Source organism: Paenibacillus sp. B1-35, assembly GCF_050474385.1.
Taxonomy (GTDB): Bacteria; Bacillota; Bacilli; order Paenibacillales; family Paenibacillaceae; genus Paenibacillus_B; species Paenibacillus_B alvei.
In genome coordinates, this window is record NZ_JBCHVJ010000004.1 from 475,847 (window position 1) to 501,314 (window position 25,468).

At 42.9% G+C, this 25,468-nt stretch carries 21 protein-coding genes and 3 pseudogenes; 7 read left to right on the plus strand and 17 right to left on the minus strand.

The genetic code is table 11. The features are described 5' to 3' along the window. Window positions 1-7: 7 nt before the first annotated feature. The 3 genes from ACQ5BJ_RS16350 to ACQ5BJ_RS16360 form a co-directional block, all read right to left on the minus strand. Window positions 8-3,127, minus strand: a complete 3,120-nt coding sequence (locus tag ACQ5BJ_RS16350; protein ID WP_430111534.1) for an ATP-binding protein — start codon at window positions 3,125-3,127, stop codon at window positions 8-10. Window positions 3,128-3,591: 464 nt separating this feature from the next. Next, window positions 3,592-4,431: a protein-glutamine gamma-glutamyltransferase gene (locus ACQ5BJ_RS16355; protein WP_289356856.1), complete on the minus strand. Its 840-nt coding sequence runs from the start codon at window positions 4,429-4,431 to the stop codon at window positions 3,592-3,594. Between the two features lie 25 nt (window positions 4,432-4,456). Then, window positions 4,457-4,579 (minus strand): BBE domain-containing protein, encoded by a 123-nt coding sequence (locus ACQ5BJ_RS16360; protein WP_081505666.1) that lies wholly within the window; start codon window positions 4,577-4,579, stop codon window positions 4,457-4,459. Window positions 4,580-5,183: 604 nt separating this feature from the next. On the opposite strand from ACQ5BJ_RS16360, the gene ACQ5BJ_RS16365 reads away from it, so the two are divergent. Next, window positions 5,184-6,233 carry a hypothetical protein gene (locus ACQ5BJ_RS16365; protein WP_430111537.1) on the plus strand — a complete coding sequence of 350 codons (1,050 nt, stop codon included), beginning with the start codon at window positions 5,184-5,186 and terminating at the stop codon, window positions 6,231-6,233. Window positions 6,234-6,405: 172 nt separating this feature from the next. Here ACQ5BJ_RS16365 and ACQ5BJ_RS16370 read toward each other — a convergent pair whose 3' ends face one another. Further along, the gene (locus ACQ5BJ_RS16370) at window positions 6,406-7,125 is read right to left on the minus strand and encodes a YebC/PmpR family DNA-binding transcriptional regulator (protein ID WP_005543718.1); all 720 of its coding nucleotides are present in this window, start codon (window positions 7,123-7,125) and stop codon (window positions 6,406-6,408) included. 265 nt (window positions 7,126-7,390) lie between these two features. Here ACQ5BJ_RS16370 and udk point away from each other — a divergent pair, with 265 nt between their 5' ends. After that, window positions 7,391-8,017: a uridine kinase gene (udk, locus tag ACQ5BJ_RS16375; protein ID WP_005543720.1), complete on the plus strand. Its 627-nt coding sequence runs from the start codon at window positions 7,391-7,393 to the stop codon at window positions 8,015-8,017. 60 nt (window positions 8,018-8,077) lie between these two features. On the opposite strand, the gene ACQ5BJ_RS16380 is transcribed toward udk, so the two are convergent. The 8 genes and pseudogenes from ACQ5BJ_RS16380 to ACQ5BJ_RS16415 form a co-directional block, all read right to left on the minus strand. After that, complete coding sequence (locus ACQ5BJ_RS16380) at window positions 8,078-10,753, minus strand: DUF4855 domain-containing protein (protein ID WP_430113409.1); 2,676 nt, start codon at window positions 10,751-10,753, stop codon at window positions 8,078-8,080. A gap of 296 nt (window positions 10,754-11,049) precedes the next feature. Beyond that, window positions 11,050-11,271 (minus strand): annotated as a pseudogene (locus ACQ5BJ_RS16385) (GNAT family N-acetyltransferase); the annotation flags it as partial. A 530-nt stretch (window positions 11,272-11,801) separates the two neighbouring features. Continuing rightward, a complete protein-coding gene (locus ACQ5BJ_RS16390) occupies window positions 11,802-12,560 on the minus strand; it encodes a class I SAM-dependent methyltransferase (protein WP_005543725.1) in 759 nt (252 codons plus the stop codon). A gap of 29 nt (window positions 12,561-12,589) precedes the next feature. After that, complete coding sequence (locus ACQ5BJ_RS16395; RefSeq protein ID WP_268599383.1) at window positions 12,590-13,429, minus strand: LicD family protein; 840 nt, start codon at window positions 13,427-13,429, stop codon at window positions 12,590-12,592. Continuing rightward, the gene (locus ACQ5BJ_RS16400) at window positions 13,426-14,160 is read right to left on the minus strand and encodes a phosphocholine cytidylyltransferase family protein (protein ID WP_262866402.1); all 735 of its coding nucleotides are present in this window, start codon (window positions 14,158-14,160) and stop codon (window positions 13,426-13,428) included. The genes ACQ5BJ_RS16395 and ACQ5BJ_RS16400 overlap by 4 nt, the downstream gene beginning before the upstream one ends. A gap of 15 nt (window positions 14,161-14,175) precedes the next feature. Next, the gene (locus ACQ5BJ_RS16405; RefSeq protein WP_262866403.1) at window positions 14,176-15,231 is read right to left on the minus strand and encodes a pyridoxal phosphate-dependent aminotransferase; all 1,056 of its coding nucleotides are present in this window, start codon (window positions 15,229-15,231) and stop codon (window positions 14,176-14,178) included. A 19-nt stretch (window positions 15,232-15,250) separates the two neighbouring features. After that, the gene (locus ACQ5BJ_RS16410) at window positions 15,251-16,714 is read right to left on the minus strand and encodes a CDP-glycerol glycerophosphotransferase family protein (RefSeq protein ID WP_430111543.1); all 1,464 of its coding nucleotides are present in this window, start codon (window positions 16,712-16,714) and stop codon (window positions 15,251-15,253) included. 370 nt (window positions 16,715-17,084) lie between these two features. Beyond that, entirely contained in the window at window positions 17,085-17,732 is a 648-nt protein-coding gene (locus ACQ5BJ_RS16415; RefSeq protein ID WP_005543741.1) for a 2OG-Fe(II) oxygenase, read from the minus strand. A gap of 306 nt (window positions 17,733-18,038) precedes the next feature. Here ACQ5BJ_RS16415 and ACQ5BJ_RS16420 point away from each other — a divergent pair, with 306 nt between their 5' ends. The 4 genes and pseudogenes from ACQ5BJ_RS16420 to ACQ5BJ_RS16435 all read left to right on the plus strand — a co-directional run. After that, complete coding sequence (locus tag ACQ5BJ_RS16420; protein WP_005543743.1) at window positions 18,039-18,257, plus strand: hypothetical protein; 219 nt, start codon at window positions 18,039-18,041, stop codon at window positions 18,255-18,257. Window positions 18,258-18,378: 121 nt separating this feature from the next. Next, window positions 18,379-18,522, plus strand: a pseudogene (locus ACQ5BJ_RS16425) (GNAT family N-acetyltransferase); the annotation flags it as partial. 170 nt (window positions 18,523-18,692) lie between these two features. Then, window positions 18,693-18,998 carry a hypothetical protein gene (locus ACQ5BJ_RS16430; RefSeq protein WP_005543745.1) on the plus strand — a complete coding sequence of 102 codons (306 nt, stop codon included), beginning with the start codon at window positions 18,693-18,695 and terminating at the stop codon, window positions 18,996-18,998. Between the two features lie 383 nt (window positions 18,999-19,381). Further along, window positions 19,382-19,523, plus strand: a pseudogene (locus tag ACQ5BJ_RS16435) (IS30 family transposase); the annotation flags it as partial. A gap of 185 nt (window positions 19,524-19,708) precedes the next feature. On the opposite strand, the gene ribD reads toward ACQ5BJ_RS16435, so the two are convergent. Genes ribD through ACQ5BJ_RS16455 form a run of 4 tightly spaced genes read right to left on the minus strand, consistent with a single transcriptional unit; the run spans window position 19,709 to window position 22,698 of the window. Next, window positions 19,709-20,806: a bifunctional diaminohydroxyphosphoribosylaminopyrimidine deaminase/5-amino-6-(5-phosphoribosylamino)uracil reductase RibD gene (ribD, locus tag ACQ5BJ_RS16440; RefSeq protein ID WP_430111603.1), complete on the minus strand. Its 1,098-nt coding sequence runs from the start codon at window positions 20,804-20,806 to the stop codon at window positions 19,709-19,711. Next, the gene (locus tag ACQ5BJ_RS16445) at window positions 20,799-21,563 is read right to left on the minus strand and encodes a GTP cyclohydrolase II (RefSeq protein WP_289356847.1); all 765 of its coding nucleotides are present in this window, start codon (window positions 21,561-21,563) and stop codon (window positions 20,799-20,801) included. The genes ribD and ACQ5BJ_RS16445 overlap by 8 nt, the downstream gene beginning before the upstream one ends. Window positions 21,564-21,619: 56 nt before the next feature. Next, the gene (locus ACQ5BJ_RS16450) at window positions 21,620-22,279 is read right to left on the minus strand and encodes an alpha/beta hydrolase (RefSeq protein ID WP_430111546.1); all 660 of its coding nucleotides are present in this window, start codon (window positions 22,277-22,279) and stop codon (window positions 21,620-21,622) included. Continuing rightward, window positions 22,276-22,698 carry a DoxX family protein gene (locus ACQ5BJ_RS16455; RefSeq protein ID WP_268620521.1) on the minus strand — a complete coding sequence of 141 codons (423 nt, stop codon included), beginning with the start codon at window positions 22,696-22,698 and terminating at the stop codon, window positions 22,276-22,278. Before ACQ5BJ_RS16455 ends, ACQ5BJ_RS16450 begins: the two co-directional genes overlap by 4 nt. Before the next feature lie 143 nt (window positions 22,699-22,841). Between ACQ5BJ_RS16455 and ACQ5BJ_RS16460 the strand changes: the two genes are divergently transcribed. After that, a complete protein-coding gene (locus tag ACQ5BJ_RS16460) occupies window positions 22,842-23,393 on the plus strand; it encodes a helix-turn-helix domain-containing protein (RefSeq protein WP_289356844.1) in 552 nt (183 codons plus the stop codon). 164 nt (window positions 23,394-23,557) lie between these two features. On the opposite strand, the gene ACQ5BJ_RS16465 is transcribed toward ACQ5BJ_RS16460, so the two are convergent. Continuing rightward, window positions 23,558-25,327, minus strand: coding sequence for an oleate hydratase (locus ACQ5BJ_RS16465; protein ID WP_430111549.1), 1,770 nt, complete (start codon window positions 25,325-25,327; stop codon window positions 23,558-23,560). Window positions 25,328-25,468 lie beyond the last annotated feature (141 nt).

Below are 25,468 nucleotides of genomic sequence, written 5' to 3' on the forward strand. Positions count from 1 at the left end.
CAAGAGATTACTTCACAATAACAAAGGATACACTTGTCCCTTCATTCACCTTGCTTCGAATTAGGAGACCTGTACCATACAGCTGCTTCAATCGCCGATCCGTGTTGAGCAGCCCAATCCCCCGCTTCTCAATGCCGTGGAATTCAAGCAGGCTGTCTACCCGCTGAGCATCCATGCCTACACCGTCATCACGTATTTCCACCTGGACACACTGGCCATCCTGTACGATCCGAATCCATACCGTTCCTCCACGAGCTCGGCTGAGCACTCCGTGTCGAATCGCATTCTCGACTAAAGGCTGAATGGTCAGTGGCGGAATCATAGCCTGAATGCTATAATTCAGTTCCCATACGACTTGGATTCTATCTTCGAAACGAGCGTGCTCAATGAATAAGTAGGAACGAACGAGATCAAGCTCATGTTCGATTGGGACAAGCTTGGACGAGTTTAAAAAATCAAAGCTGATTCGCAAATAAGAGCTGAATGCCTCGATGAGATCATTCATCTTGTTCGTATCAAAATCGCTGAGCGCCGTAATCGTGTTCAATGTATTGAACAGGAAGTGCGGTTGAATCTGTGCCTGCAAGTAAGCCGCCTCCATACGAAGGCGTTCATTTACCGCCCGCTTCAGTTCTGTCAGCGCGTGCACACGCGATCGTAATTCCATCGCATCAACCGGCTTCGTCACATAGTCATTCGCACCGGCCATAAATCCCGAGTGTATGTCCTCAGCATTGCTTCTAGCCGTTAAAATCAAAATTGGTAGCTCCAAAATGGAGAATCGCTCGCGAATAAGCCGCGTCAGCTCATACCCTGACATATGCGGCATCATGACGTCGGAGATGATCAAATCCCACTGGGCTGTATCCAACTTGCTTAAGGCCTCCTTGCCGCTCGCCGCCCTCACAACCTCATATTGATCGGCGGACAAGATGTCCCCGAGTATTTTTAAATTCACGCGATCATCATCGACAATCAATATCATTGGTTTATACAGAGTGGAGGCCGTCTGCTGTTGCACCACATGAAGCTCGTCAGAGATCATGTTCATATCTCTTACAGCCTGAGTAGACACAATAGCCTCGACCGGGTTCTCCTCCTGCACAAGCGGAATTGTGCCCGGTTCGGCCAATTGCAGGGTGAAGGAAAATACGGATCCCTTCCCAAGTTCCGATTCCACCTCCAATACTCCGCCATGCAGATGCACCATTTGCTCACAAATGCGAAGTCCAAGTCCGATTCCCCCGGCACTTGCAGTTGTATCTGCAGTTCCTTGTTCATAAGCATGGAATGCCCGCTCCTGCAATTCCTTAGTCATGCCAATGCCTGTGTCAGCAACAGAGATATAGGCCAGTCTCTCCCGAACCTCTGCGGAAATCGTTATTGAACCTTCATCCGTGAACTTGATTGCATTATGCACAAGATTGGACAACACTTGAACTAATCGCTTCTCGTCCGCTATAACAGGCGGAAATGTCTCTGGTATCGCCATAACCAGTTGGATCGGCTTGCCCTCCATCATGAAGCGGAGCATGTCCAGCACGCCAGACACCGCCGATTGCACACGAAGCGGAGCACACTGCAAAATGACTTTGCCTTCCCGCAGCTGCGCCAAGTCAAGTAAATCATTGATTGTATGCGACATGCGTCGGCTGATCGTAATAAGCAGCTCCATATCTTCCCTGCTCTTCTCATCCATCCTCTGCTTTTCGCGTGCGACGACGGACTGCGCAATGTTAATGACGCCGTGCAGCGGCGTACGCAATTCATGCGACGTGTTTGCCAAAAATAGATCCTTCTTCTCATCAGCCTCCCTCAGTTGCTCGTATAATCTTGCATTCTCTTCAGCATTGCGAAAATATCTTTTGAACCAATACGCCGAAAATCCAACGATCGATGCGATGATGTTGATCGGATAGTAAATCATATTTTTCGTTCCATTATAAATAAAAATGCTCCAGGTAATCCCTGACATGACACTGACAGCCGCAAGCAGTAAAATATAGGCTTCCCTACGATTTTGATAGACCATCTGCACAATCAGGGATGATAACCAAATAATTGGGAAGAGATAAAGCACGCTGAAAATCTTATAGGCCGTCGTGAAGAAAATATACGGTGCAGGGGCAACAAGCACAAAAATTGTAAACAAGACTAAGAAGCCCATATATCCGTAGAACAGCTTTCCGCGCCGTGTAAATTCGGAAAAGTTCCTTCCCATAATCATCATAAAGCAGGCATGCCACAAATAAGCAAGAATCTTGATTCGAAGCGCCCAGGTATAATTGATTGGAAGCCATAGCAGCAGGATAGAGTCATTGTCAGCTATGACCAATATGCCTGTCATTGTCATTAATAACCCGAATATAATAAACGTCTTCTCTCTCGGATTAAAGCAAAACAAAATGACGGCATATAGGCCGTGCAGCATCAAAATAATAAAGGTAACTAATTGAAACCCGATGGAATACCAGCGTTGAAATTCAACCGCCGCCTGCGTTCCGAATCGTATAGAACGGGCGATGCCCCCTTTAAAGGGATTATCAAAGTTGGATACCTGAAGAAGAACCTCGATAGCGCCTTGTCCCTCTGCCTTAATCTCGTGGGAAACGGTAAAGGATGCCCGCTCGGGTCGATACAACTCTTTATTGGTGGATACTACCCCCAATTCCGCTTCGATCTGCCCATTGGTCAGAAAGACGGTGGCGGCTTGAATTTCTCTGATCCAAAAAGTGTAGGGCTGATTTACCGGCTGATCGACCAATACGCGAAGCCGGTACGTCCCATAACCATATGAATTGCTTTTATGCTGCCGCCAACCCTCTCTCCAATCCCCTGGAACCTGCACATAGCTGGATTGGCCTTGGAATTGACGAATCTCATCTTCATTAGATATCAATGCATCCGGATAGAACTCCCACTGCCCATCCAAATATACGGTATGCTTGTTGTCCAGCTTCATCCCGCGCAAATCAGCTACCCCTTTAGTTACCCTGACATGCTGTGATGATTCCAAGGTTATAAGCCACGTTACGTGGATACCGGCAAGCAGAAGCACGAACAATAACGTACTCACGATAATTCGTTTTTTGTTCATCATAATATGGGGTGTCGACAGCAAGCGCATCTTCCCTGCCCCCTTCAATCGTTATCTTTCGCCAATCTCTGCAATGATAAAGGCGAAGGACATTACCCTTGCTTTATCTACCGTACCTGCTAATCTTCATTTGATATTCGATTACGATCGCACGTATACATCTCAAAAACTTCCTTGTTGTCGATATACACCTTGAAGGTGGCGGCTGTCTCCTATTGTGCTGCCAGCTTACTTGTAGCAGATGAATGACTAGAAGTCTTAGCTCCCTCCGATTGGAATATAGGCTTGTCCTATTTACACACGAATTCTATGTCCACTCTATTGGATCATGATTGCTTGACATTCTCGCACTACATGGGTATTCATCCATATTTGTCCATAATCTCTACCATTCTATAGCAACAGTCAGAATTGCACAACGGACATAATGGCGAACGACGGCAGTAGAGCTTCCCAATCCAGCTTGACTTTTTGCCGCCGCCTGCCTTCAGAAACTATGCCCCTCTGCCCGGGTAAATGTATGTCTTTGTACCGATTTTCGCAGAGATACTCCATCCATCATGATCTGTAACAGCAGCTGTGATTGAATTGCTTCTGCCATACTGCAATTGCCGCAGAGCATCAAAATCCGGATTTACAACCTCATTGGAGAGATAGGCGGAAATCTTGCTGCCCGGCTTCCGCGCTTTATTTAACGCGGTAATCATGCCCTGCGATGAGGTGATGCCGATGCCATGCCCGTAATAGAGATCATTGCCTAGCTTCACTACATTTTCCCCTTGCCATTCCGGCGTACGCGGATTATAATCGGGATTCTTAAAATAGAGAATATCCCCTACATAGGCCTCTGCGAGATTGGGATTTGAAACGAGGCGCAGGTTGCGGTCGTAATTCCAATCCCACAGCAATAAATCTTGAAAGTAACGATTAAACACTGCCTCTCCAAGCGTGTCAATTACCGCCTTATAGAGCACAATGACAATCGCGGTCGCACATTCGAAAGCATACTGATCTCCATTATGAAAAATATCGTTGATTGCAGTCGATGGCATGACACCGCTTCGTAATTGAAAGCCTCCCCTGTCCGTACGTATCCAGTACCTTTTATTGCATCTGGAATCATCAAATCCAGCAAAGTCAGCCCCACTGTTATGCAGCGCCTTCGCTGCTTTGACAATATTGGAGCGCATCTTCAACTCAAATTTCAAGTCGTCCAGAGAATTGTAGGAGTACACGACAGGGCTCTTCTGCTTCGCTGCAAGCACACTTCTCTCCAGCTCCGTTAATCCCAATGCAGCAAGTTGCCCCGAATTAACACCTGCAATCTCGATCATCTTATCTCCCCCTACGACCTACTGATTATCGAACGCTTTGCGGGAATGGGAACCCATGAAGCGGATCATACTTCTGACTAATTGCTTGTAAGCATGCAGCGTTGCGTCCAAGGTAAGCTTTTTCGTAGTTTCTTAATTTACTTTTCATGTGGGTCCCTTTTAACAACAGGTAACATGATCCCTGTTACCTCTTCTGAATGGTGATTACATTTTACGGTGCGCCCGCTCAATACTAACTTTGGATGCCCCTACAGTTAACCCTCCAGCCTCCGATTGTCATCGTATCTGTGACTCCCTGATTGCAAAAAAAGACATTCACCTACTGTACTCTATGCATACTCTTCCGCACACGTTCATGCAGAAATGAGAGTCGAATGGAGACAGCACATAAATCATTTTCACAAAATTATAGAAGGCGAGACATCTTCTACAATGTGGAAATTAAAGCGTTTATCGGCTACAATAGTGGTTAATATCTTGGCCAGTGTTCACCCCTATTTCTGTTCTTCTACTTTCCTAGATCACTCCAACCACACGACATCCGAATCCCTTATAGTGAAAAAGCTCTATTCAATTATCCCGACGGATCTTCTCGACTGTCTTATTCCGGTATAAGAGCGTGTAAGATACCGCCGTTTAGCATACACCACACCGTTACCCACTTCATATGAAAGGAGGGGTCGCTGCTTTCTGCATATACAGAATGTGTGATTACGAAACGAATATGTACCATCATTGGAGGAGGAATATTGATGAATTTTGGAATACAGTATGGAAGTAGATTCTATTTGCATGTCAAATGGTTCGCAGGCGATCTTGAGTGGACTCCGCAACCAATAGGCAAGGTAATTACCCCCGCCTTCTTATTCTGGTTCAGCTTCACGCTTGTCGTATTGTTGCTTGTTTCCCGGTATAACGCAGCCTTGGATCATATTTCGGCGGTTCGGAAGGTACATTCTTTTCTCAATAAGTTAAAACGTTTTCATCTTTCGATCATGCGTGTCGGTCTCGTAATTGCACTGCTGCTTCAACTTATTACCGGGGCTTATTTGGCTCCTACCTTTCAAATTGAGACATGGTGGGTCTATGCGCTGCTTATTATCGCGATACTTGGCCTGCTTCATCGCGCAACCCTCGCAGTAAGCGGCCTAGCGATTGGTATCCTATATGTGATAGCACTGACGGATTACGGAATGTTCCATGTGCTAGACTACATGTTCTATCTCGGCGTCATCTATTATTTGCTTGTGGCGAACACGAGATGGAAGCGTACTGGTATACCCATTCTCTATGTATGGACCGGATTATCCCTTGCTTGGCTCGCAATGGAGAAGCTAACACTTGCGAAGCTGGCCTGCTCGCTCATGCATGAGTACGGCATTCCGTCACTGGGCTTTACTGTGGAGGATTTCGTACTCATTAGTGCCTTTATCGAGCTTGGATTAGCCTGGGCCTTCATTGTCGGCATTATGAATCGCTTTACGGCGCTGCTGCTGACTGGATTATTTCTGCTTACTACAACGGTGTTCGGCTTCACTGAAATCGTCGGCCATATGGTCATGCATACGATTCTGCTAATCTTCCTCATCGTCGGACGAAACGACATATTTTCTATCCTGCATACTCGACGTCCTCCCAAGCTGCGCAGCTTCTTTGTGGTACTTCATTTCTCCATTATGATATTCAGCATGATGACCTTATACATATGGATGGGTCAGCCTCGCAGCGGTTTTTCCGTTCCTCTCCCAATGCCACAAGCAGTGCAAGCGAGTAAAATACCGGCATTCTGCCCAATCAAATGACATAGCAAAGAGCATTCCATAAACCTCGTATATAATGTCGACCTAAAGTAAAAGCGTTATAACTTATTGACCGCTGGTGCCTACACGTTAATAAATGTATTCTTGCTAAAGAAATAAAAAAGACACCATTCAGGTGTCTTTTTTCATGATGCTGCATCGTATTGTGTCTTGATTATCCTTCCAAATCCACGTTATGGTACACTTGCTGAACATCATCAAGGTCTTCAAGCGCGTCAATCAGTTTCTCGAATTGTACCTTTTGATCCTCTTCCAGCGTGACTTCAGTCTGAGGCAGCATTGTAATTTCAGCTACACTGAATTCGCTGATGCCTTCATTCTTCAGCGCCTGCTGTACAACATGGAATTGATCAGGCTCAGCATAGATAATTACGGCTTCGTCCTCTTCCAAAATATCGCGCGCATCCACATCTGCGTTCATCAGGATCTCCAGTACATCGTCCGCGCTCTTGCCTTCCAGACCGATTACGGCTGTAGGACTGAACATGTATGTTACGGAGCCGCTTACTCCAAGGCTGCCGCCATTTTTGTTAAATGCAGCACGAACCTCGGAAGCGGTACGATTCACGTTATTTGTCAATGCATCCACGATGATCATGGAGCCGCTTGGACCAAAGCCCTCATAGCGAAGCTCGTCATAGTTCTCATCGGAGCCGCCTTTTGCTTTCTCAATTGCGCGATCAATGATCGCCTTTGGTACATTGTATGTTTTGGCACGTTCCACAACAAATCGTAATGTTTGGTTCAGCTCAGGATCAGGCTCGCCTGACTTCGCTGCAACGTAGATCTCTCTGCCGAAACGCGCATATATACGACTCGTATTCGTGTCCTTAGATGCTTTTTTCTCCTTAATATTGTTCCATTTACGCCCCATACTGTATCTCGCTCTCTTTCCGCATAAAGTATGCATACTCCTAATAATTATATCTTTTCAGGGGAACTTGGGCAAATATGAAAACTTTTGATTTTCAATTCTTAGCTAGTTATACGGGCTTATTTTACGTCAAAATTCGAACATTTCGAGGACCTAGAGGCCCCTTTCACTATGCCCAATCGTACAAAGGTGTAAAAAACAGAAAGCTGTGATAAAATACTGTAATTGCACCCGCTATTTTGTTAGGGAGGTTTAGTGAATCACCATGCTCATTATCGGTATCACCGGAGGCACCGGATCCGGCAAAACAACGGTTGCCAAGTCCGTCATTGACCGTCTTGGTTCAGAAAAGGTTACATTCATTTCCCAAGACAACTACTACAAAGATCATTCTCACCTCAGCATGGCTGAACGCGAAGTGATCAACTTCGACCACCCCCTCGTGTTCGACAACGAGTTGCTGATTGAGCATGTAAATTTGCTCAAGGAAGGCAAGACTGCATATGCACCGGTATACGACTTTACGATTCATGCCCGTTCCAAGGATGAAACGGTAGAGCTGAAGCCGAACAATATCATCATCATCGAAGGGCTCCATGTGCTGTTCGATGAAAATTTGCGTCATTTGCTCGATATTAAGGTATTCGTAGATACTGATCCTGACGTGCGTATCCTGCGCCGTGTACTTCGCGATATTGAAGAGCGCGGTCGGACGATTCATTCGGTATACAATCAATATTTGACCTCGGTCAAGCCTATGCACGAAGCATTTATCGAACCTTCTAAAAAGTACGCTGACTTGATTATCCCTGAAGGCGGCCAGAACGAAGTAGGTATTCACATGCTGTCTGTGCTGACAGAAAAGTATTTGACGAGCGAGTGGAATTCATGAGAAAAAGCCGATCAAGTGACAGACCTGTGTCTGCCATTCGATCGGCTTATTTTCTGCGCTCTACTTCGTAGATTCAACATTTTCAAGCGTCTTCATGCCATCGGCTCCAAAAATGTTGTATATACCGAATTCATAGAAAGAATAGCCATAATCCGTATTTCTTTGGATGCCTTCAAATTTCACATATCTTGCTTCTGTTGGCGTGAAATGAATCGTATCTCTTCCATCCAGTGCCGTAATGACGCCGTCATTCTTCGACGTTACATTTACCCACTCTTTCTTATCTTGAGAGACAAGAATTTTATACGTTTTGGCACGAGCATACTCCCAATCGATGCGGATCGTATCGAATTCTTTTACATCGCCAAGATCAACCATGAACCAAGAAAGATCTACATAGTTGCTTGCCCATCTCGTCGCAGGGAGGCCATCTACTGCTTTTTGCGGCATGTAATTTGGATTATTTCCTTCTACGGAAGATGCCTCTACTGTTTTATTTTCCGCCATATTGCCAAGAAGGTAGTAGGCATGATCCTTCAGCGTGTTATAGGCGCCATCTGCAATTTGACCTTTGATCTTCTGGAACTCCAGCATCGCATTGAAGATCTTAATGTGCTTTTTGAACTCTTCTGCACTACCTTCCGCTTGTTTTGCATTGTCCAAATGTGTCTGCAAAGCTCCAGCCGCCGCATCATTATTGAACTGATTCTCTTTCTCGAATTGGTCTACAAACGTTTTGATCAGATCCACATTTGTGCCAGCCTCTATCACATAAGTTGTCTTTTTCGACTTGCCCGAGGTCACCGTAACAGTCAGCTCATGCTTGCCAAGCTTGCCTGCCAGGTTAATCGGTGTACCCGATGTGTAGGGCTTGCCATCAAACGTAGCTGTAACCTTTGCAGCCCCGCTTCCATCGTCATCCTTCAACTTCCATGTAAATTGAACCGTTTCCGTTGCTGATACCGTTGTATGGCTTTCAATCGGCTGCCCGTTCATTTGTACTTCAGCATCAGAAGGAATACCGCTATTCACGCTATATGTGCCCTTTACGAATTGGTACAGCCAATCATACAGAATTCGGTTGGATGGATCCTTGCTTACTGCTGAATGATATACAGCGTCATTGCCTTGATAGTAGGCATTGTAGCCATTTTGCATAAACCCATTCTCTGCGCCATTATTCAAGTACTCGATATACTTTTCACGGAAATGATTGTCTGTCAGCATCCGATCATCGAACTCCAGCTCATTGCCCATGCCGTGCTGCTTCGATAAATACGCTGCATCCTGCAAGCGCTCAGGGTCGATATCTTCCTCGAAGAAGTAGTTCGGCTGGTAAGCTACGTTGTCGATGCCAACATCCTTCCACATGAATGTCTTGTATCCTGAGAAGAACGGAATCCAGAACAACTTCATGCCCATGTCATGCACTTTCGCGCTTGTCTCACGAAGCATGTCTGGCCCTTTACGATGCGTGCTGATCTGCTCATCCAGCCAGTACATGCCGACAAGCTCCAAATTAGAGTAGTTGGCAGCGTCCCACATCTGCTTCACTTGATCCAGCCACCAGTGAACGGCTTTCACTCGGTTAGCGAAAGCTTGTTCCACGCCAATCGAGTCGCTGAAGCTTAAGTTGCCGTCGCCAATATCGCCGAAGTCTGTCGTACCTTCAACTGGAAACGGGATCATATACACAACTTTCGTTTTGTGGTTAGGATCATTCAGCTTCGCCCCAACTTCTTTGGTCGCTTCATTTAATTGATACATATCGCCTTGCGCTGCAAATGTCTTTTCCAAGTACCATTTCCAGTCATCCAGCTTACCATTCAGCCCCAAATTGCGACCTGATGGCGTATCCAGACCGAGATAAAGAATTCCATCGAACAACCAATCCTTCGGATTGCCCGTCTCATCTACATAACTAATATTCGGGATAATGCGTTCCTTCGTCCAATCTCCCTTGTTATTCGCATAATGTCCATTGTACAGCAGCCCAAGGTCGCTAATTCCGGCTGTTGCCTCTCCCGGAGTTTGGTAAGCTGGGGTCTGCGTAGGAACGGTGTCTGCTCCTTGCACCTTCCCGTCTTCGCCCATAATTTCGATTTCATCGACTAACGTCATGGCCCTAGGATGCACCATGAAGCTAACCTTCACATACCGTGCATAAGCGATGCCTCCGTAAGCCAATCCTTCTTTGTTCGGATCTTTGATTCCATCTTTGTTGCCCTTCCATTCGAACGTCTCTTCATGCTGTCCGTCTATCCATAACGTTTGGAGCGCATTATGGGATAATAGGCCCCAATTATCCTTGTCGTCGGATACGTAAATGGATACTGTCAACGGCAGAAGGACATTATTGTTCGGCCAATCCTGCATGAAATGAGCCTTAACGGATGAGATTGATTTATTCTCACCGAGATCAAATACCACTTCACGCGTTCTTTTCTTCAAATGACCGACCCAAGCTGGATCGGATTTGTCCATTTTTCCATACTTGCCATCTGTCAGCTTATAGCCGTCGTCAGCATAACCTGCCTCTGGTGCTTGTGACCATTCATAAGGAAGACCCAGTGCTAGATTGCGTACCCCTTGCTGAGGTTCAGCTGCCTGCTGGGGTGAGTTCTGCTCTCCCGCCTGCAACAATGACTTCGCCTCCTCCGCCTGTACAATTGGAACCATTATCGATAGAGCTAGTACTGTAGACATTACGATAGATAGCCACTTCTTCTTCATCATCCTAACTCCCTTTCTATCTATAAGAATATAATGATCATCAAATACCAACGAATCTGTGATTTGATTGAAGTTATTCCGTTGTCATTTCGCCCTCCTCTCTTTTCCCATGAACCTTAGAATTAATTGTTGATAACGCTTACTTCTAACCTTAAGAGACATACCGCTAGAATCAAATAGATTAATCATTACTTTTGTATACTTTTGTTTACGTGTTCGTCAGAGCGAATGAAGTTTCCCTTAAAAGGGGCTTCCTCCGTAAGGAGCAGCCCCTAATAACAATCTTACTCAATTTTTTATTACATATATTGAGATGAGCTAGTTGCATACAGCTTTACTTCCTCGTTGCCACCAGGAAGCTGGACTACTCCTTCTAGCTTCATTCCGATTTTCTTAAGCAGATGGCCGGATTGTTCGTTATCTAACGAGGTAATTGCTACAATACGTTCTAAACCGAGCTTTGTCAGGCCATATTCCAACGTGGCGGCAGCCGCTTCATAGGCGTACCCTTGACCGCGGAACTCAGGGAGAAAGGGAAACCAATGTCTACATCCTGCAAGGAATCCCTCTTAATTAGGCCGCAAATGCCGATGGGAACCTTTTCTTCCTTTCAATACCGTCAAAAACAAGCCAAAACCACGCCGCTGATAACTTTCCATTGGACCATTCACAATATAATCACGCGCACCCTCAACAGTTCATATTCCTCTATCGCCGATATACCGGTGCCAAGCTTCATCATTCAAACCTTTAACATATTAGTAAAAATAGAGGATTCAGTCACTGATGAAACAAAAAGGTTGAGTTTAGGAGGTAATGTAATCCCTAGCTCAACCTTTATAAAGTAAAAACCATCCCATTTATGATAAAAAATGACATCATCACCAATTTGCCCAAGTTCCAAATAACATGGATTGTCCAATCCTTCGTTGATATTTGTTCTTTTTAATCTGAACGCATGGAACTCCCCAGTCCCGTAAATAATTAAAAAACTGCTTAAAAGGGCACACAGGATAAGGTACTGTGTTTCATAGATGAAATTAATAATCAACTACTTATTCCTATGTAAAATAAACATCCATTGTTTCGTTTCTTTCTGGGCTTTAATGTCATCGTAAAAAAACTCTTCACTAACTTTTGATGAAAAGCCTGCTCTATAGAATATATCAAAAATTTCCTGGTACTCTTCTTCGGTTCTATAGATTGCACTATATTCATTTGCTAAATCTTCAGAATAATAATTGTTTAATGTCAATCTTTCTTCCAATGCAATCGGCTCAGATATATAGATAATACATTCTTCATCGAATCTTTCGATAAGTTCGCCAAGAACCTCTTTTACTTCATCATCATTAATGTACATGAATACTCCGCCCGATATAATAAAACGGTTAAATTTCTTTTTAACCGGAAACTGGACAGTACCATTCGTTAACTCTTGAATCGACGAATGAATAAAATAGGTAGATTCCTTTTTCTTAATATCTTCACGTAGCTGTATAATATCGATAAATTCCTTTACATAGTCTACACCGACATAAGTATTGACCACAGAAGTAATGTATTTGGATATACGACCTGTGCCGCATCCAACTTCAAGCACAACACTATCGCTATCTATATTCAAAAGTGGAAATCTGTGCTCCAGTTCAAAGGCAGTCCAAGCCCCAATCTTGCTTTTGTCCCTGTCTCCACATAGGACTACTGGTGCATCTATATCAATGGATATTTTCTCTCTTGCTCTTTTCTGGTAAAAGTCTTTTAAACTTTCAGGATCAATATGAACTTGTTCATTGTATACTCTGCTCAATTAGTTTTCTCCTCCAGAGGACGAATTATTTACAATTTTAATTCTGATCCATCCAAAAATTTAATATATGAGGCATATATATGCCCTTTTTGCTTTTCTTTTGGTGGCAACTCCATATATTCCCCATACATGGAGGATAATATATCATCATAACCCTTAGGTATTTGAAATAAACGGCCTTCAAACTCAGCCATTATCGCCTCGTCATACCATTCGCGTTTAAAAACATGGCCTGCCACATTATTACACACTAAAAATGGGGTATCTTTTTTGTTGTCTATTCCAGAAAAATAATTAAAAACAGAGATGGTTAGTGCACGAGGGATCCATGATAATACTTTAAATAATAACCTACTGTAAGCATTCCCTGCACATTTTTTCCCTACCTGCGCCCATAATATTTTTCTACACATCTTACATATGGAAACAGAAATCTTTTGCTTATACTGTCTGGACGACAAATTATCAATTGGACAGATATCAATAAATATACCATCCTTTTGTTTAATGTGTTCTTGCCCTGCACGGACAAATGATGTGTTTTTCAATCTCAACTTCCCATAAACCCAATTATAGTGTTTGTCTGAGCGCTGATTTTGTAAAAAGAATTTCTCACCATCTAATTCTTTTTTGCATACTTCGCAAAATCGTTCGTAGTCTTTTCTAAACATATGGATATCTATGTCGTCATCCCATGGAATAAATCCTTTATGTCTAATTGCTCCTAGTAACGTTCCTCCTGCGAGAAAATACGGTATGTTATTTTTTTGGCATATCTTATCCAATTCTATAAGGAGTTGCAACATCTCCTCATGTAACTTTTTCAAATCCTCATCATCTAGTTTTATATAATCTATTCCCTCTATCATTTTATATCACCGCTTAGTACGTTTTCTCTCTCATTGTCCTTACACGTATAAGCCAAAATTCTTTGATAATCATCAAAATAATCTATTTCAGACCAAAACATTCCTTTTATATCAATCGTATCAATGTTCTTTTCTTCTACTAACGAATACAAAATATTTTCCCACCACAATTGGTGCTGCTGATTCCCTATCAAATGATCAAGCTTTTCTAGAAACTCAGACAAGAACTTATCCTTTATTTTGCCAATGCCTACATATTCGCAAGTCCGATCAATTAAAGGCAAATCTTTCCCGTACTTTCTTATAAAGCCGTTCTCTAGCTTCAAAAAATAATCTCCCTCAGCCGTTCTTCCGGTATCAACCATTAAAGCACAGTCTTTCTTCGTTTCTATTATGAGATTCAAAATTCCATCATCAATATAAACGTCGCCATTCATAATAATAGAATCTTCGGTTAATTCCCCTCGAGCAAACCATAATGACGCAATACTATTTGTTACATTATAGAAAGGGTTATAGTAATAGGTGACATTCAGCCCGTCTAATGCTTCATAAATTTTTTCTTTACAGTAACCCACGCATACAATTGGCTGAATATTTTTTTCTAATAGCATCATGACGCTTCTTCTGATTAATGGTACTCCATCAACCGGCAGCACGCATTTTGGGATTTCTTTTATCATTCTTGATATTCTAGTTCCTCTACCTGCTGCCAATAATATAGCTTTCATATTTCACCTCTCCCCTCAACATTCATCGATTTTTTCAAAATGCTCCCAAAATAAACGCATTACTTGAATACTTCCCGTCGTTACTCGAATCCAGTTGGACAAGATAGGGGCAGAGTATGTTTTAATTAGTATATTTTTTTCTTTTAGCGCTGAAAATACTAGCTGAGGCTTCTTGTTGCTTTTAATCAGCACATAATTGCCATGATTAAAATGATATTCATAATTGTGTTTTTTGAGCTGATCCAATAGGTACTCTCTACCCAGCCGTTCTCTCTCTGTTAAATCATCTATGATTTGAGGGTTATCTAGTATCTTTTCAGCAAATTGAAGTGCAAAACAATTGATAGGATACGTCGAGCAAGCCTTTTTGATTTCCGTAATTATTTCATGATTCGCGATAATATAACCTATCCGGCATCCGGCAATAGAAAGCATTTTTGAAAAGGTCCGAAATATCATGACATTATCGTATTCGTTTATGAAATGCATGAATGTGGTAGGCGAAAAATAATAGTAGGCCTCATCGATAACGACCAGCGCATTATTTTCTCTCGCTTTTTCAATGATTGCTCTTACTTCATGTTCTAGCCAGGATGTACCGATAGGGCTATTCGGATTCAACAAGACTACAATTCCTGTATCGCTGTCAATTTGATTTAACGTATTTTCCACGCTTACGTTGAAATTTTCATCATAGGTTACCGGCGAATGGATCATCCCGTACATATTCATGTACACCGCGTACATTTCAAAGCTGGGACTTACCGAGACTACTTTCTTGCCTGGCTCCCCGAATACTTCAAACAATAATCGGATAGCGTCATCAGAACCGTTGGTCAAAGAAATGTTCTCCGGTTGACAATGCAGGTATTCCGCCAATTTTCCAACGACTGTGGTCATTTCCGGATACATTGCTACATAATCCGGCGTTATGCTTTTCATTACTTGTTCAAAAAAAGAGGCAGGCAACCCCTCCGGATTTTCATTCATATCTAAACGAACGTAATTTTTTCTGCTTTCGCTATATGACGTTCTATATAAATTCTTTATGTTAGGATTTACGTAATACATGTATTATCACCTTTCTGCATCAAATATTCAGGACTTGCTGCATAAGTTCGTTTTTGATGCTCTGATGAATCTTTTGCCCGCACGTGCCGTCCGCATTACTTACGCTCTTTTTAAATCTAGAAACGCGTTCCTCTCTCTTGTAATCTTCCCCGCGTTCTACCATTTCAACAAACTGAGGCACAGTAACATCTTGATTTGCAAAATAACATCCTGAATAGTCCGCATGATAATACCGATCCGTTGCTATCATTTCACTGTTCAATAACCCCAAAATAGGTTTTTCAGTTACAATGCATTGCAGCATAACGGAACTATAATCACTAATGATACCGTCAGAAGCAGCCACAGCCGGATAAATATCGCTGCTGTTATCAACAATAACGTTAGCAGCTTGTTTCAGCTTGTTTTCCAGTATTTCAAAAGATTCTAATAGCTGCGGGCGCATTGTTTTAATTGTAATCTCTGTAAGTGGATGCGGGCGCCAAATAACGGCAAACTGCTCATGATCCATAAAATAATTTAGAACTTGCTCAACTTGCTCAAACCAAGAATCAATGGATAACAGATCGGCTATTCCCGTGTTTAACAAAAAGGCCTTTTTATCGCCAATTATTTTTTTCCAATAAAACGGTATTTCTTTAGGTTCCTTTATCGCCTCAAACATGGCATCGAGTTTTGGGGATCCTAAATCTAATAACTTGTGAGCATCAATTCCATTAGCTATAAAAGAATGAAGTGAGTTTTTAGATTGAACAATAATTTTTGCTGCATTCATATAAGATGGGAATACGCTAATTTCAGGAGTAGCCGTACTTCCGGCCAGGTAATAAGGGACATATACTAGCATCTCCGTATATTGCGCAAGATTACCAGAAAAGAATCGACTGTTGACCATTGTAAGTATATTATAGTTATCGAAAGGGTTATGAATGTAAATAATATCCGGTCTTCTATTCTCAAAATCATACAGTTCGAACGGTATGGTAGTTACATCTTTCGGGAAGTCATTTCCCTCATAACAAAACTTTATGATTTCTCCCTGTGCATTTTTTTCATAATACGGAATTGGAACGACGTAACATGTGCAGTTCGGATCTTGATTGGCCTCTCTATATATACTTTCTAGTGCATCCCACATCGAAGCTTTGTACGGCATGAACGCGATTTCTATGTCTGTCTTTACGTTATTTATAATTAAGGTTTTCACATCAACCATTAAGTGCTTCAATTTATTAATATGTAACGAATATTTGTGTTCTTCTTTCATTCCTGCCATTAAGGATTGGACTGCTTGAATAGCTTGATGAAGAAGCCCGATAACTTCTTCCTCCCCATTCATTAACTTTAGCAAAAATTGTAATCCATCGTTGCTATCTTGCAATATAACGCTCGTTCTATCGTCATTAGTATGACTTGCGTAATCAATGCCTTCTTCGATCGCAGCAATAAAATCCATAATCTGGCGCTTTTGATTTAATCTCATGACTTCTCTCCAATGCTCAGTGCAGTTTGTATTTCGATTCCGTTCAAGTTTTTTTGTCTCAAAACCTTTTGGACACGATAGCCATTTCTCCATTGTAATTAATTAGTATATTTGTGAATTGGGATCACAATAAGATCAATGATTTTCAAGGATATCGACATTTTTGGACAATATATTCTGTATATATTCTATCGTCATAATAAAAGAAAAGATTAATAGTTAAAACACTTGAGCCGCTTACAGGAATCACCTTTAATTTCCACTTTCGCAAAAGCAAAAAACCGACCTCATGCGGTCGGTTTTTCATGCGTTTTTCTGAACTTGTGTTGGTATAAAAAAGCTCTGACTTCGTTACGTAAACAGTCAACAACTATGAGACGCGAAAGGTTTGTCTTCTCATCCACATCGTTGCAACCCACTTTTCTCCTTTTCTCACCGGTGCGCCTGCATGCAGGGTTCGTTCGTTTAATTCATGATTACTGTAAAAATATTCGAAGTAGACGGCCATGCCCTTGCTAGGGAACACGGATAAATTAAGCATGGGGAATGTCGTTTCTCCGCCTTCCTCCACATCATTCAAATACATAACGAGCGTACTAATTCGATTGTTCGCACTTGCTCGACTCGTGTCAGCGAAGAAATCAAAATGAGGCTTATACTCCTGGCCAGGGGCATACAACAGCACCTGCAAGCCATCACCGTGCTCGATCGGAATATTCATGATTTGAGAGATCCGTTTCTCGATCTTTGCAACCGTCTCATTTTCCTCACAGAATACCCCACTGCTCGTTCTAATTTGATTGACTGAACGCTCTTCTCCAATTTTAGAACGCTGCAATCGCTCCTTAGAGTGCTCAATCAGTTCGTCGCATTCCTCATTACTGAGGACATTTCCTAATATGACAATCAAAGGCTCCTCATACTTGGCAAGGATACGAATTTCTCGATCTTCTGTCTTAATCGTGCTTCCGACATGATCAAAAATGGTACGTTCTTTCTCCGTCGCGTTCCCAATCATCCTTATGTATCCTCCATAAAATGACATCCACCACAAAATAAGATACCATAAAATGGTCATTTTCCTCTACTGATTTTTAGGCAGTATGTGAAGGAAAGGCACGAGCATTCAGTCAAACGTTATCATTGTTATTGTTTCTTCTGGTGGTTTACGTTGTCTTTATGATAAAGAGTGGAACGGGTCATATCATTATGATCTATCAGCTCTTGGGGATTCCATTTCAATCCCCCGTTTTTTACTTAAAGAATAAGTTTTAGTATAATAGCGAAGAATGTAATTAGTACAACTCCTAAGGAGGGATTGCACATGGATATCAAAGCAAAAATTGAAGAAGTCGTTGCTAAAGTCAAGAACGATCCAGACTTCTCATCTAAATTTATGAGTGATCCTGTTTCGGCAATTGAATCTGTTATTGGAATTGACCTCCCGAATGATCAGATCAATGCATTAATCGAGGGTGTAAAAGCGAAATTGACCGTAGATAAAGCCAGCGGCATTTTTGATTCGATCAAGAAGCTGTTCTAATTTGATACATAACAAGTTGAGCGGTTCTTCGTGCAAAGGGGATATACATGATTAGAAATGACATGTATATCCCCTTTTGGCATTCAAAAACGTTTTACAGCGATTTAGATTTAAAAAAGACAGAAGGAAGGGCTTAGCAGCAACTGTTGCCCCTACACTGATTTTAGATTGCCTGGATAGAGGAAAATACCCGGGTTGGGATGCGGCTAATGCTGAATCCGTCGAACTAGCTAAAAAGCTGGGATACACGTTCAAGGAATCTTATCCCCCTCCCTATAATCAAGCCTCTCACTTGCGCCTGCTATTTCTCTATGTTCATTTCATCATTTTTATACAATCTTCTTATGCTGGTGTAGTCATAGTTAAATGTCACTCCTATATAGGCTTCTGCATACGATGGAGAAAATGATTGAATCTAAAATGGAGGCCACGACCATGAGCTTGCAGCAACAGGGGCAACAAGAACAAACACTGTATCGAATGGATCCAACTACTATGCATAACTTAAGATCCATTCAAGATCACATAGGGAATATATGTAACAACCATATGAACAAACTTGTTCTAGTGGAGACAGTGGATGGCGATGTTTTTGAAGGGTTACTTATCCACTGTGAAAGGGGAATTTTATACTTAAGACTTCTAAACCATGGAACTAATCGCGGCTTTGTTCCTGGTTTCCACAATGATTTCGTTTTACCCCTAGTACTGTTCAATTTACTCGCCATTTCATTATTATAGGCCTGATCAAGCCTAATCCTCTAATTAAGGAGTGAAATCTTATGGCATTTACACCGCCTCAAGGGCCACAAGGAACACAACAGGCACCCTCCTCCCCTCCTCCACAATTCACACCACCGCAACCCGCTGCTACAGCGTTTGCCATCGACCCTGGAGCTATTTCCGGTTGTTTATTCCGCAACACATTTGTGTGGCTAAGAAATGGGAACTCATTCTGGTTCTTCCCAACCTTTGTAGGACGCACATCCGTTGCAGGTTTTAGATGGACCGGTCGAAGATGGGTGTATACTGGAGTCGATCTAAGAAGCATTGTATCATTTACATGTTTTTAGAGGGGAAAATAACGGCCCAGTACCAGTACCTTATCGGTGCTGGTTTTTGCTGCCTGTGTAGCCACTTATATTGAGCGTAAACCACGGCACTACTTAGCTTTGAAAATGCCCGTCGTTGATTGCCTTTGGTATAATTGCAAACCAGTATCCTCAAGCCGCCTCTCGAACCGCTATCGTAGATCGCGGGAAGGAGTTGCTTGTTATACAACCTTCTGGACAGTATCGGGCCAGCTACGTCCAACAGTACTTTGATATCATGAAGCCAAATGGCCGTATCATGAAGTTTGGAGCTTACCCAGAATATCCCTCAACTTATGCCATGATATAATCCAGAAAATGTGAAGCAGGTGTCATCAATATCGAAAACCAAACTTCATATTATTCCCCCCTGTATACCGGGTAACCTACAAATTTAAAATCTTTGCCTAATGGCTGCACACTGACATTGTGAAGCTCTACAGCGCCACTCATCTTTTCGACCCCTGCCCCACCGAGAAAGGACGATGCATTCCGACCACCTATCAGCTTCGGAGCCATGTAAACAATGAATTTGTCGATGAGTTTATTCTCAAAAAAGGCTGCATTGATTTCACCCCCGCCTTCTATCAAAACGGAAGAAATCATCTCCCTACCCAAAAGCTGAATAACTTCGATTGGATTGACCCTGCCCGTCTGTTCCGTAACAAAAACTTTAACGCCTGCCTTTTCTAAGGCCGCCCTCTTCTCGATATCGTGAGAAGTTGTTGTGAACACCCAAGTGGGAGCTTCTCCATCTATAACCACCTTAGCATTCAAAGGTAACCGTAAAGAGGAATCCAAAACCACGCGTATCGGATTCCTACCGTTAGGCAACCTTGTTGTAAGCTCGGGGTCATCTGTAAGCACCGTATTAACACCAACTAGGATCGCGGCATTCTGATTGCGAAGAACGTGGACATCTCCCCGAGCCGCTTCTGAAGTAATCCATTTGCTATCGGAAGAGTAGCTATTGATTTTCCCATCCATCGTGATAGCTGTTTTTAAAGTTACAAACGGAATATGCTGGACAATGAATTTATTGAAAACCTCATTTATTTGGAAAGATTCTTCTTCACATACTCCCGTGATGACTTCGATTCCTGCTTCCCGGAGTATATCTACCCCTCTGCCCGAAACGAGCGGGTTAGGGTCAAGTGCTGCGATCACCACTTTTTTAATGCCTGCTTCAACAATGGCAACTGCGCATGGCCCTGTTCTGCCATAATGGGAACAAGGCTCAAGCGTCACATAGATGGTCGCTCCCCGCGTAAGCTCTCCAGCCATGCGGATCGCATGGATTTCAGCATGGGGTTCGCCTGCCTTCATATGAACCCCGATGCCCACGATGCGGTTTTCGTTGACAATCACAGACCCTACAAGCGGGTTTGGATCAGTCTGCCCCTTCATGGCCTTTGCATTCTGTATGGCCAGCCGCATATAGAATTCATGGTTATTCATCATTGTTGCAGGAGCCATTCCCTTCGTTTATATGTCCCGACCGCTCGATTTTGGTTTTTAAATATTTTTCATTATATTCCGATATATCTCCCCAAAGCTGTACGCGATCTTCTACTGCCATGCCTGCGTTTCGAAGCGCATCAATCTTTTTAGGGTTATTGGTTATCAGTGTAACCGGTTTGGTCCGAAGGACATTTAATACTTGTATCGCATCACTATAGTCACGGGCATCGTCAACAAATCCAAGTTTAAGATTGGCATCTACGGTATCGTAACCATTTTGCTGAAGGATATAAGCCAGCGCTTTACTGAAAAGCCCAATCCCTCTGCCTTCGTGGTTGGCAAGGTAAAACAGCGCGCCAGTTCCATGCTCGGCAATATGCACCAATGACTGTTCAAGCTGATATCCGCAATCACAGCGTTTGCTGCCGAAAATATCCCCGGTGTGGCAAATAGAATGGAACCGGATTAAGGCATGTTCTGCATTCTCGAAGTCTCCGTGCACCAGCACGCTCGATTGTTGAAATTCAGCTAAATTCACATTCGATAATTTGGCAATAATACGCTCAAAATCTTCTGTTACCTCGCCGCAATTCAACCAGCAATACCATTTAAACTGAACGGTCTTCCCCCGCAAATTAATCGGAAGATTTATTGGTCCGACAAGATAAATGGCGCCTTTTTCCGTGTTGATCATTTTAATTTTCTCTTGCAGAAGAGAAATGACTTTGGGATCAAACTCCTTAACAGGAGGCATTACAACAACTCCTCTTTTAACCAATGTTTATGTCTTATTGTGAACGAAACAACTTTTCATTCCCTGTTAATGGTTAAACCAGCATCCTGCCTAAGCCAATCCAGAACATCACATTGATTTTCTTCCGAAACGCCATGGTCTGTCGGGTATATCTTTAATGTGACTCTTTGCGTGTGTTCCTTTAAATATGTCGCCGTTTCATGCACGATCCTGACCGGGAATACGGAATCATACTCACCGTGGGAGACAAATACCGATACATTATTCAGACTTCGGAGCGAATATTCCGTCTTTACAAAGTCAGGAATGTATCCATTCAACGCAACGATTCCCCTTAGCTGATCGCCCATTGTGAGTGCAAGCGTCATGGATAAAATGGCGCCTTGACTGAAGCCGAGCAAGTAACATTTGCTCGGATCGATCGGATACTTTTCCATCGCATATTGAATGAAAGCTTCGAGCTGTTTTACCGCCTCATCAAACATCTCTCGAATGGGATTACCCAGATTTTTCAGTTCGTAATACTGATATCCTGTACCAAGCGGTAGATTACCGCGAATCCCAATGACAATGAAATTATCACTTATAGGTGCAACCAAGCCAAACATATTTCTTTCATTAGAACCTTTACCGTGCAGCGTAAAAATAACCGGGTATTTCTTATTCGGTACTACATTGGCAGGCAGGTGAACGTCATATTGGTAAAACGGAGTCATTTGAACCACCCTTTTTGAGACGCTTTTCCTGCCATAATCATGCGGTCAAGCGAGAATGGCGACCGGTCGGCCACTGCAAGGTACAAAGAAATCATCATAAATCCAAGATCCAACTCATAGCCAGCCATTTGAGCATTGCCAAGAAGTCCGGCGGAGAGTTTTGCAGTCAGTATTGCACCCATAAGCATTACTACGAACAACGCCGATACATAACGGGTAAACAATCCCGCTATCAGCATAATACCGCCCACAAGCTCAAGCAGCGCCACGATATAAGCCGCAAATCCAGGAATACCAATGGAACTGAACCACGCCTCAACATTAGTCATGCCCATTTGGAATTTCGCGATACCATGGAACATAAATATGATTCCCATCACTACACGCATAATAATTGTTACTGAAGCTGTCTTCGTCACACTAATCACCCTCAAATAATATTAGTTATAAAAAAATAAAATTCATATTTGTAATACTAGTCAAAAGCAAGTAGCGTGTCAACAAAAAAATTGCTAATATATAATTATATTTGTTATCACTAATATTAATGAGGTGCAGTCCTATGGATATTGGCTCCACAATACGTGCTATCCGAAAACGAAAAAATATAACTATTGCCCAAATCTGCGAAGAAACCGGTCTGTCTCAAGGATTCTTGAGTCAAGTGGAAACAAATAAAACTTCTCCTTCCATATCAACTCTAGAAAACATCGCAATAGCACTAAAAGTACCTTTAGCTTACTTGCTATTAAAGAAAGAAGATCGGATGAATATTGTTCGTAAAGATGAGCGAAGCATTACGACAAGCGGTTCTGATAAGTTAACAGTGCAGCATTTAAGCTCTACGAAGAACGTAAGGATGATGGTCGTAGAGTTCCCTCCAGGGGCTTCGACGGGAACTGCTCCACATGCGCATGAAGGTGAGGAGGTTCATGTTGTCATTGAGGGAAGAATCTACGCGGAGCAGGGAGAAGACGCGGCCGAATTTGAAAAAGGCGATTCCTTCAGTTGGAACGCATGTACACCCCATTTGGTGAGAAACATCGGTGATGACACTGCCATCGTTCTAATATCCATCTATACGGAGAACGACAATAATCGGGAGCTCATCTAACTATAAGCGATGTTCGTAGGACATAAAAAAACGAGGAGTTTTGCCAGTGGCAGAACTCCTCTTCAAAGCCTTCTTATTCTCTAAAAAATGAGGCTGAAGCACGGCGATTTGATTCTCTCACCATTGTGCAACAACCTCATAGCTATACATCTAATCGTTTTCGTTTAGATCAACTTATACTCTTTAAGCAGTTGCATGATTCTGGTGTGAGAAACTTTTTGCACACCCGTCACTGCTGCTAATTGGATTGCTGGAGGCAGCTCCATATCGGTTAGTTTCTTGCCGTCCATCATTTTCGCTGTGGAATCCAACAACACACGGACATCATAAGCGGATCCAAATACTTCTGGCACGCCGCGGTCAATGTCAAGAAGCGTGTACACAGCTTCCATGGCGGTACGCACCGAATACTCTGTGGTGAATACCGTGTCTCGCGGTGTTTCGGCGAAGTTACCGATAAAGGCAGCGTTGACACAATCATCAGGAACAACATTCGGGCGATCTCCCGCAGCTCTTGGCATGAAGTAAGATGTAACATAAGGCATCATGCAAGGGACACAGTTTGCGGAGTTTACGGCAAGATCATGAATCTCTGCTTCTGGTACGCCCATGTGGTAGAGCCATTCTTCCGTGATCTCGATACCCGTGCAGTCCTTCATCGGTTTCTTGATGTAGTCACCTGGCACGTCGCAATACAAGCTGTATACCCATACGACGAGCTGATCTTTTGGCTGCGATTTGAAGTGAGGCTGCCGGTTCAAGGTAAAGCTCATCAGCCATTTTGAATCTTTTACCGTCACGATACCGCCGGTAACGACCCTTCCGCTGAATGGATCGCGCTTGCAGATTTTTTCGATATAAGGCGGAATCCGGTCATCTAACGTTGTAATGGTGGCAGACTCCCAGTTGCTTTCCGCAATATTGCCACAGAATTTGTCTGGACGGCCAAAGGCAGGATCTTGTTCCGCGATCTTCTTCCAAAGCTCCCAGCTTCCTCCGAGGGAGGTGTTCATGATGGCAGGAGTGTTGTTGTCGCCTAAAGTGGAGCTTTCGGTATTGCTGCCATTGGTGATGAACACCAGATCATTTTCAGTCAGGTCAATGTGTTTTTCTTGTCCGTTTTGAACATAGACCAGCTTGTTAGCAACTTTCTTGTTCTCCGTAATATCAAATTCTACATTCGTCACGGTCGTTGCATATTGGAAGGTAACTCCATGGCCTTTCAAATACTTCATAAGCGGCAGTGCAAGAGACTCGTATTGATTGTATTTTGTAAATTTCAACGCTGAGAAATCTGGCAATCCCCCGATATGATGAATGAATCTAGCGATATATCTGCGCATTTCCATGGCGCTGTGCCAAGGCTCAAACGCAAACATCGTCTGCCAGTAAAGCCAGAAATTCGAGTTGAAGAAATCTTCCGAGAAGACATCTGTAATTTTCATATCTTCAAGCGCTTCTTCTGGAGTAAAGAACAACTTGATAATTTCCATCGAAGCGGTTTGAGTAAGTGTGAATTTGCCATCGGTATGTGCATCCTCACCACGATTGAGGATAGCACGCTGCAAGGAGAAGTTTGGATCCTCCTTGTTGAGCCAGTAAAATTCATCTAATACCGATGCACCCTCCGTTTCAAGTGAAGGAATAGAGCGGAATAGATCCCAGAGGCATTCGAAGTGGTTCTCCATTTCCCGGCCACCGCGGATAATGAACCCCCGACCATCATCATAGATGCCGTCTAATCCACCTCCGGCAATATCGAGTTCTTCAAGAATATGAATGTTTTCCCCCTTCATCTGACCATCCCGTATGAGAAATGCGGCTGCGGACAGTGATGCAAGACCAGAGCCGATCAGATAGGCGGATTTTTGATCAACACCGAGTGGTTTCTTTGGACGGGCAAAAGCTTCATAGTTACCATTGCTATAATACATCCTTACAACCTCCTTTAGTGGTCCTGACACCTCCACTTTATAGGAGTATGAATGGAATAAAAATAGACAGGTAAAGCCCTGTGTCTAAAATTTAAACTTCAAGTGCTATATGTCTAAAAAATCTATAGATTATGGTAAAAT

Coding starts and splice junctions, on each gene's coding strand:
- ACQ5BJ_RS16350 (WP_430111534.1), bottom strand. CDS start 3,127: ATGCGCTTGCTGTCGACACCCCATATTATGATGAACAAAAAACGAATT.
- ACQ5BJ_RS16445 (WP_289356847.1), bottom strand. CDS start 21,563: ATGCCTCCTGTTAAGGAGTTTGATCCCAAAGTCATTTCTCTTCTGCAA.
- ACQ5BJ_RS16465 (WP_430111549.1), bottom strand. CDS start 25,327: ATGTATTATAGCAATGGTAACTATGAAGCTTTTGCCCGTCCAAAGAAA.
- ACQ5BJ_RS16380 (WP_430113409.1), bottom strand. CDS start 10,753: ATGATGAAGAAGAAGTGGCTATCTATCGTAATGTCTACAGTACTAGCT.
- ACQ5BJ_RS16430 (WP_005543745.1), top strand. CDS start 18,693: ATGAGCTTGCAGCAACAGGGGCAACAAGAACAAACACTGTATCGAATG.
- ACQ5BJ_RS16410 (WP_430111543.1), bottom strand. CDS start 16,714: ATGAGATTAAATCAAAAGCGCCAGATTATGGATTTTATTGCTGCGATC.
- ACQ5BJ_RS16415 (WP_005543741.1), bottom strand. CDS start 17,732: ATGATTGGGAACGCGACGGAGAAAGAACGTACCATTTTTGATCATGTC.
- ACQ5BJ_RS16395 (WP_268599383.1), bottom strand. CDS start 13,429: ATGATAGAGGGAATAGATTATATAAAACTAGATGATGAGGATTTGAAA.
- ACQ5BJ_RS16450 (WP_430111546.1), bottom strand. CDS start 22,279: ATGACTCCGTTTTACCAATATGACGTTCACCTGCCTGCCAATGTAGTA.
- udk (WP_005543720.1), top strand. CDS start 7,391: ATGCTCATTATCGGTATCACCGGAGGCACCGGATCCGGCAAAACAACG.
- ACQ5BJ_RS16400 (WP_262866402.1), bottom strand. CDS start 14,160: ATGAAAGCTATATTATTGGCAGCAGGTAGAGGAACTAGAATATCAAGA.
- ACQ5BJ_RS16420 (WP_005543743.1), top strand. CDS start 18,039: ATGGATATCAAAGCAAAAATTGAAGAAGTCGTTGCTAAAGTCAAGAAC.
- ribD (WP_430111603.1), bottom strand. CDS start 20,806: ATGAATAACCATGAATTCTATATGCGGCTGGCCATACAGAATGCAAAG.
- ACQ5BJ_RS16355 (WP_289356856.1), bottom strand. CDS start 4,431: ATGATCGAGATTGCAGGTGTTAATTCGGGGCAACTTGCTGCATTGGGA.
- ACQ5BJ_RS16370 (WP_005543718.1), bottom strand. CDS start 7,125: ATGGGGCGTAAATGGAACAATATTAAGGAGAAAAAAGCATCTAAGGAC.
- ACQ5BJ_RS16460 (WP_289356844.1), top strand. CDS start 22,842: ATGGATATTGGCTCCACAATACGTGCTATCCGAAAACGAAAAAATATA.
- ACQ5BJ_RS16360 (WP_081505666.1), bottom strand. CDS start 4,579: ATGAAAAGTAAATTAAGAAACTACGAAAAAGCTTACCTTGGACGCAAC.
- ACQ5BJ_RS16365 (WP_430111537.1), top strand. CDS start 5,184: ATGAATTTTGGAATACAGTATGGAAGTAGATTCTATTTGCATGTCAAA.
- ACQ5BJ_RS16405 (WP_262866403.1), bottom strand. CDS start 15,231: ATGTATTACGTAAATCCTAACATAAAGAATTTATATAGAACGTCATAT.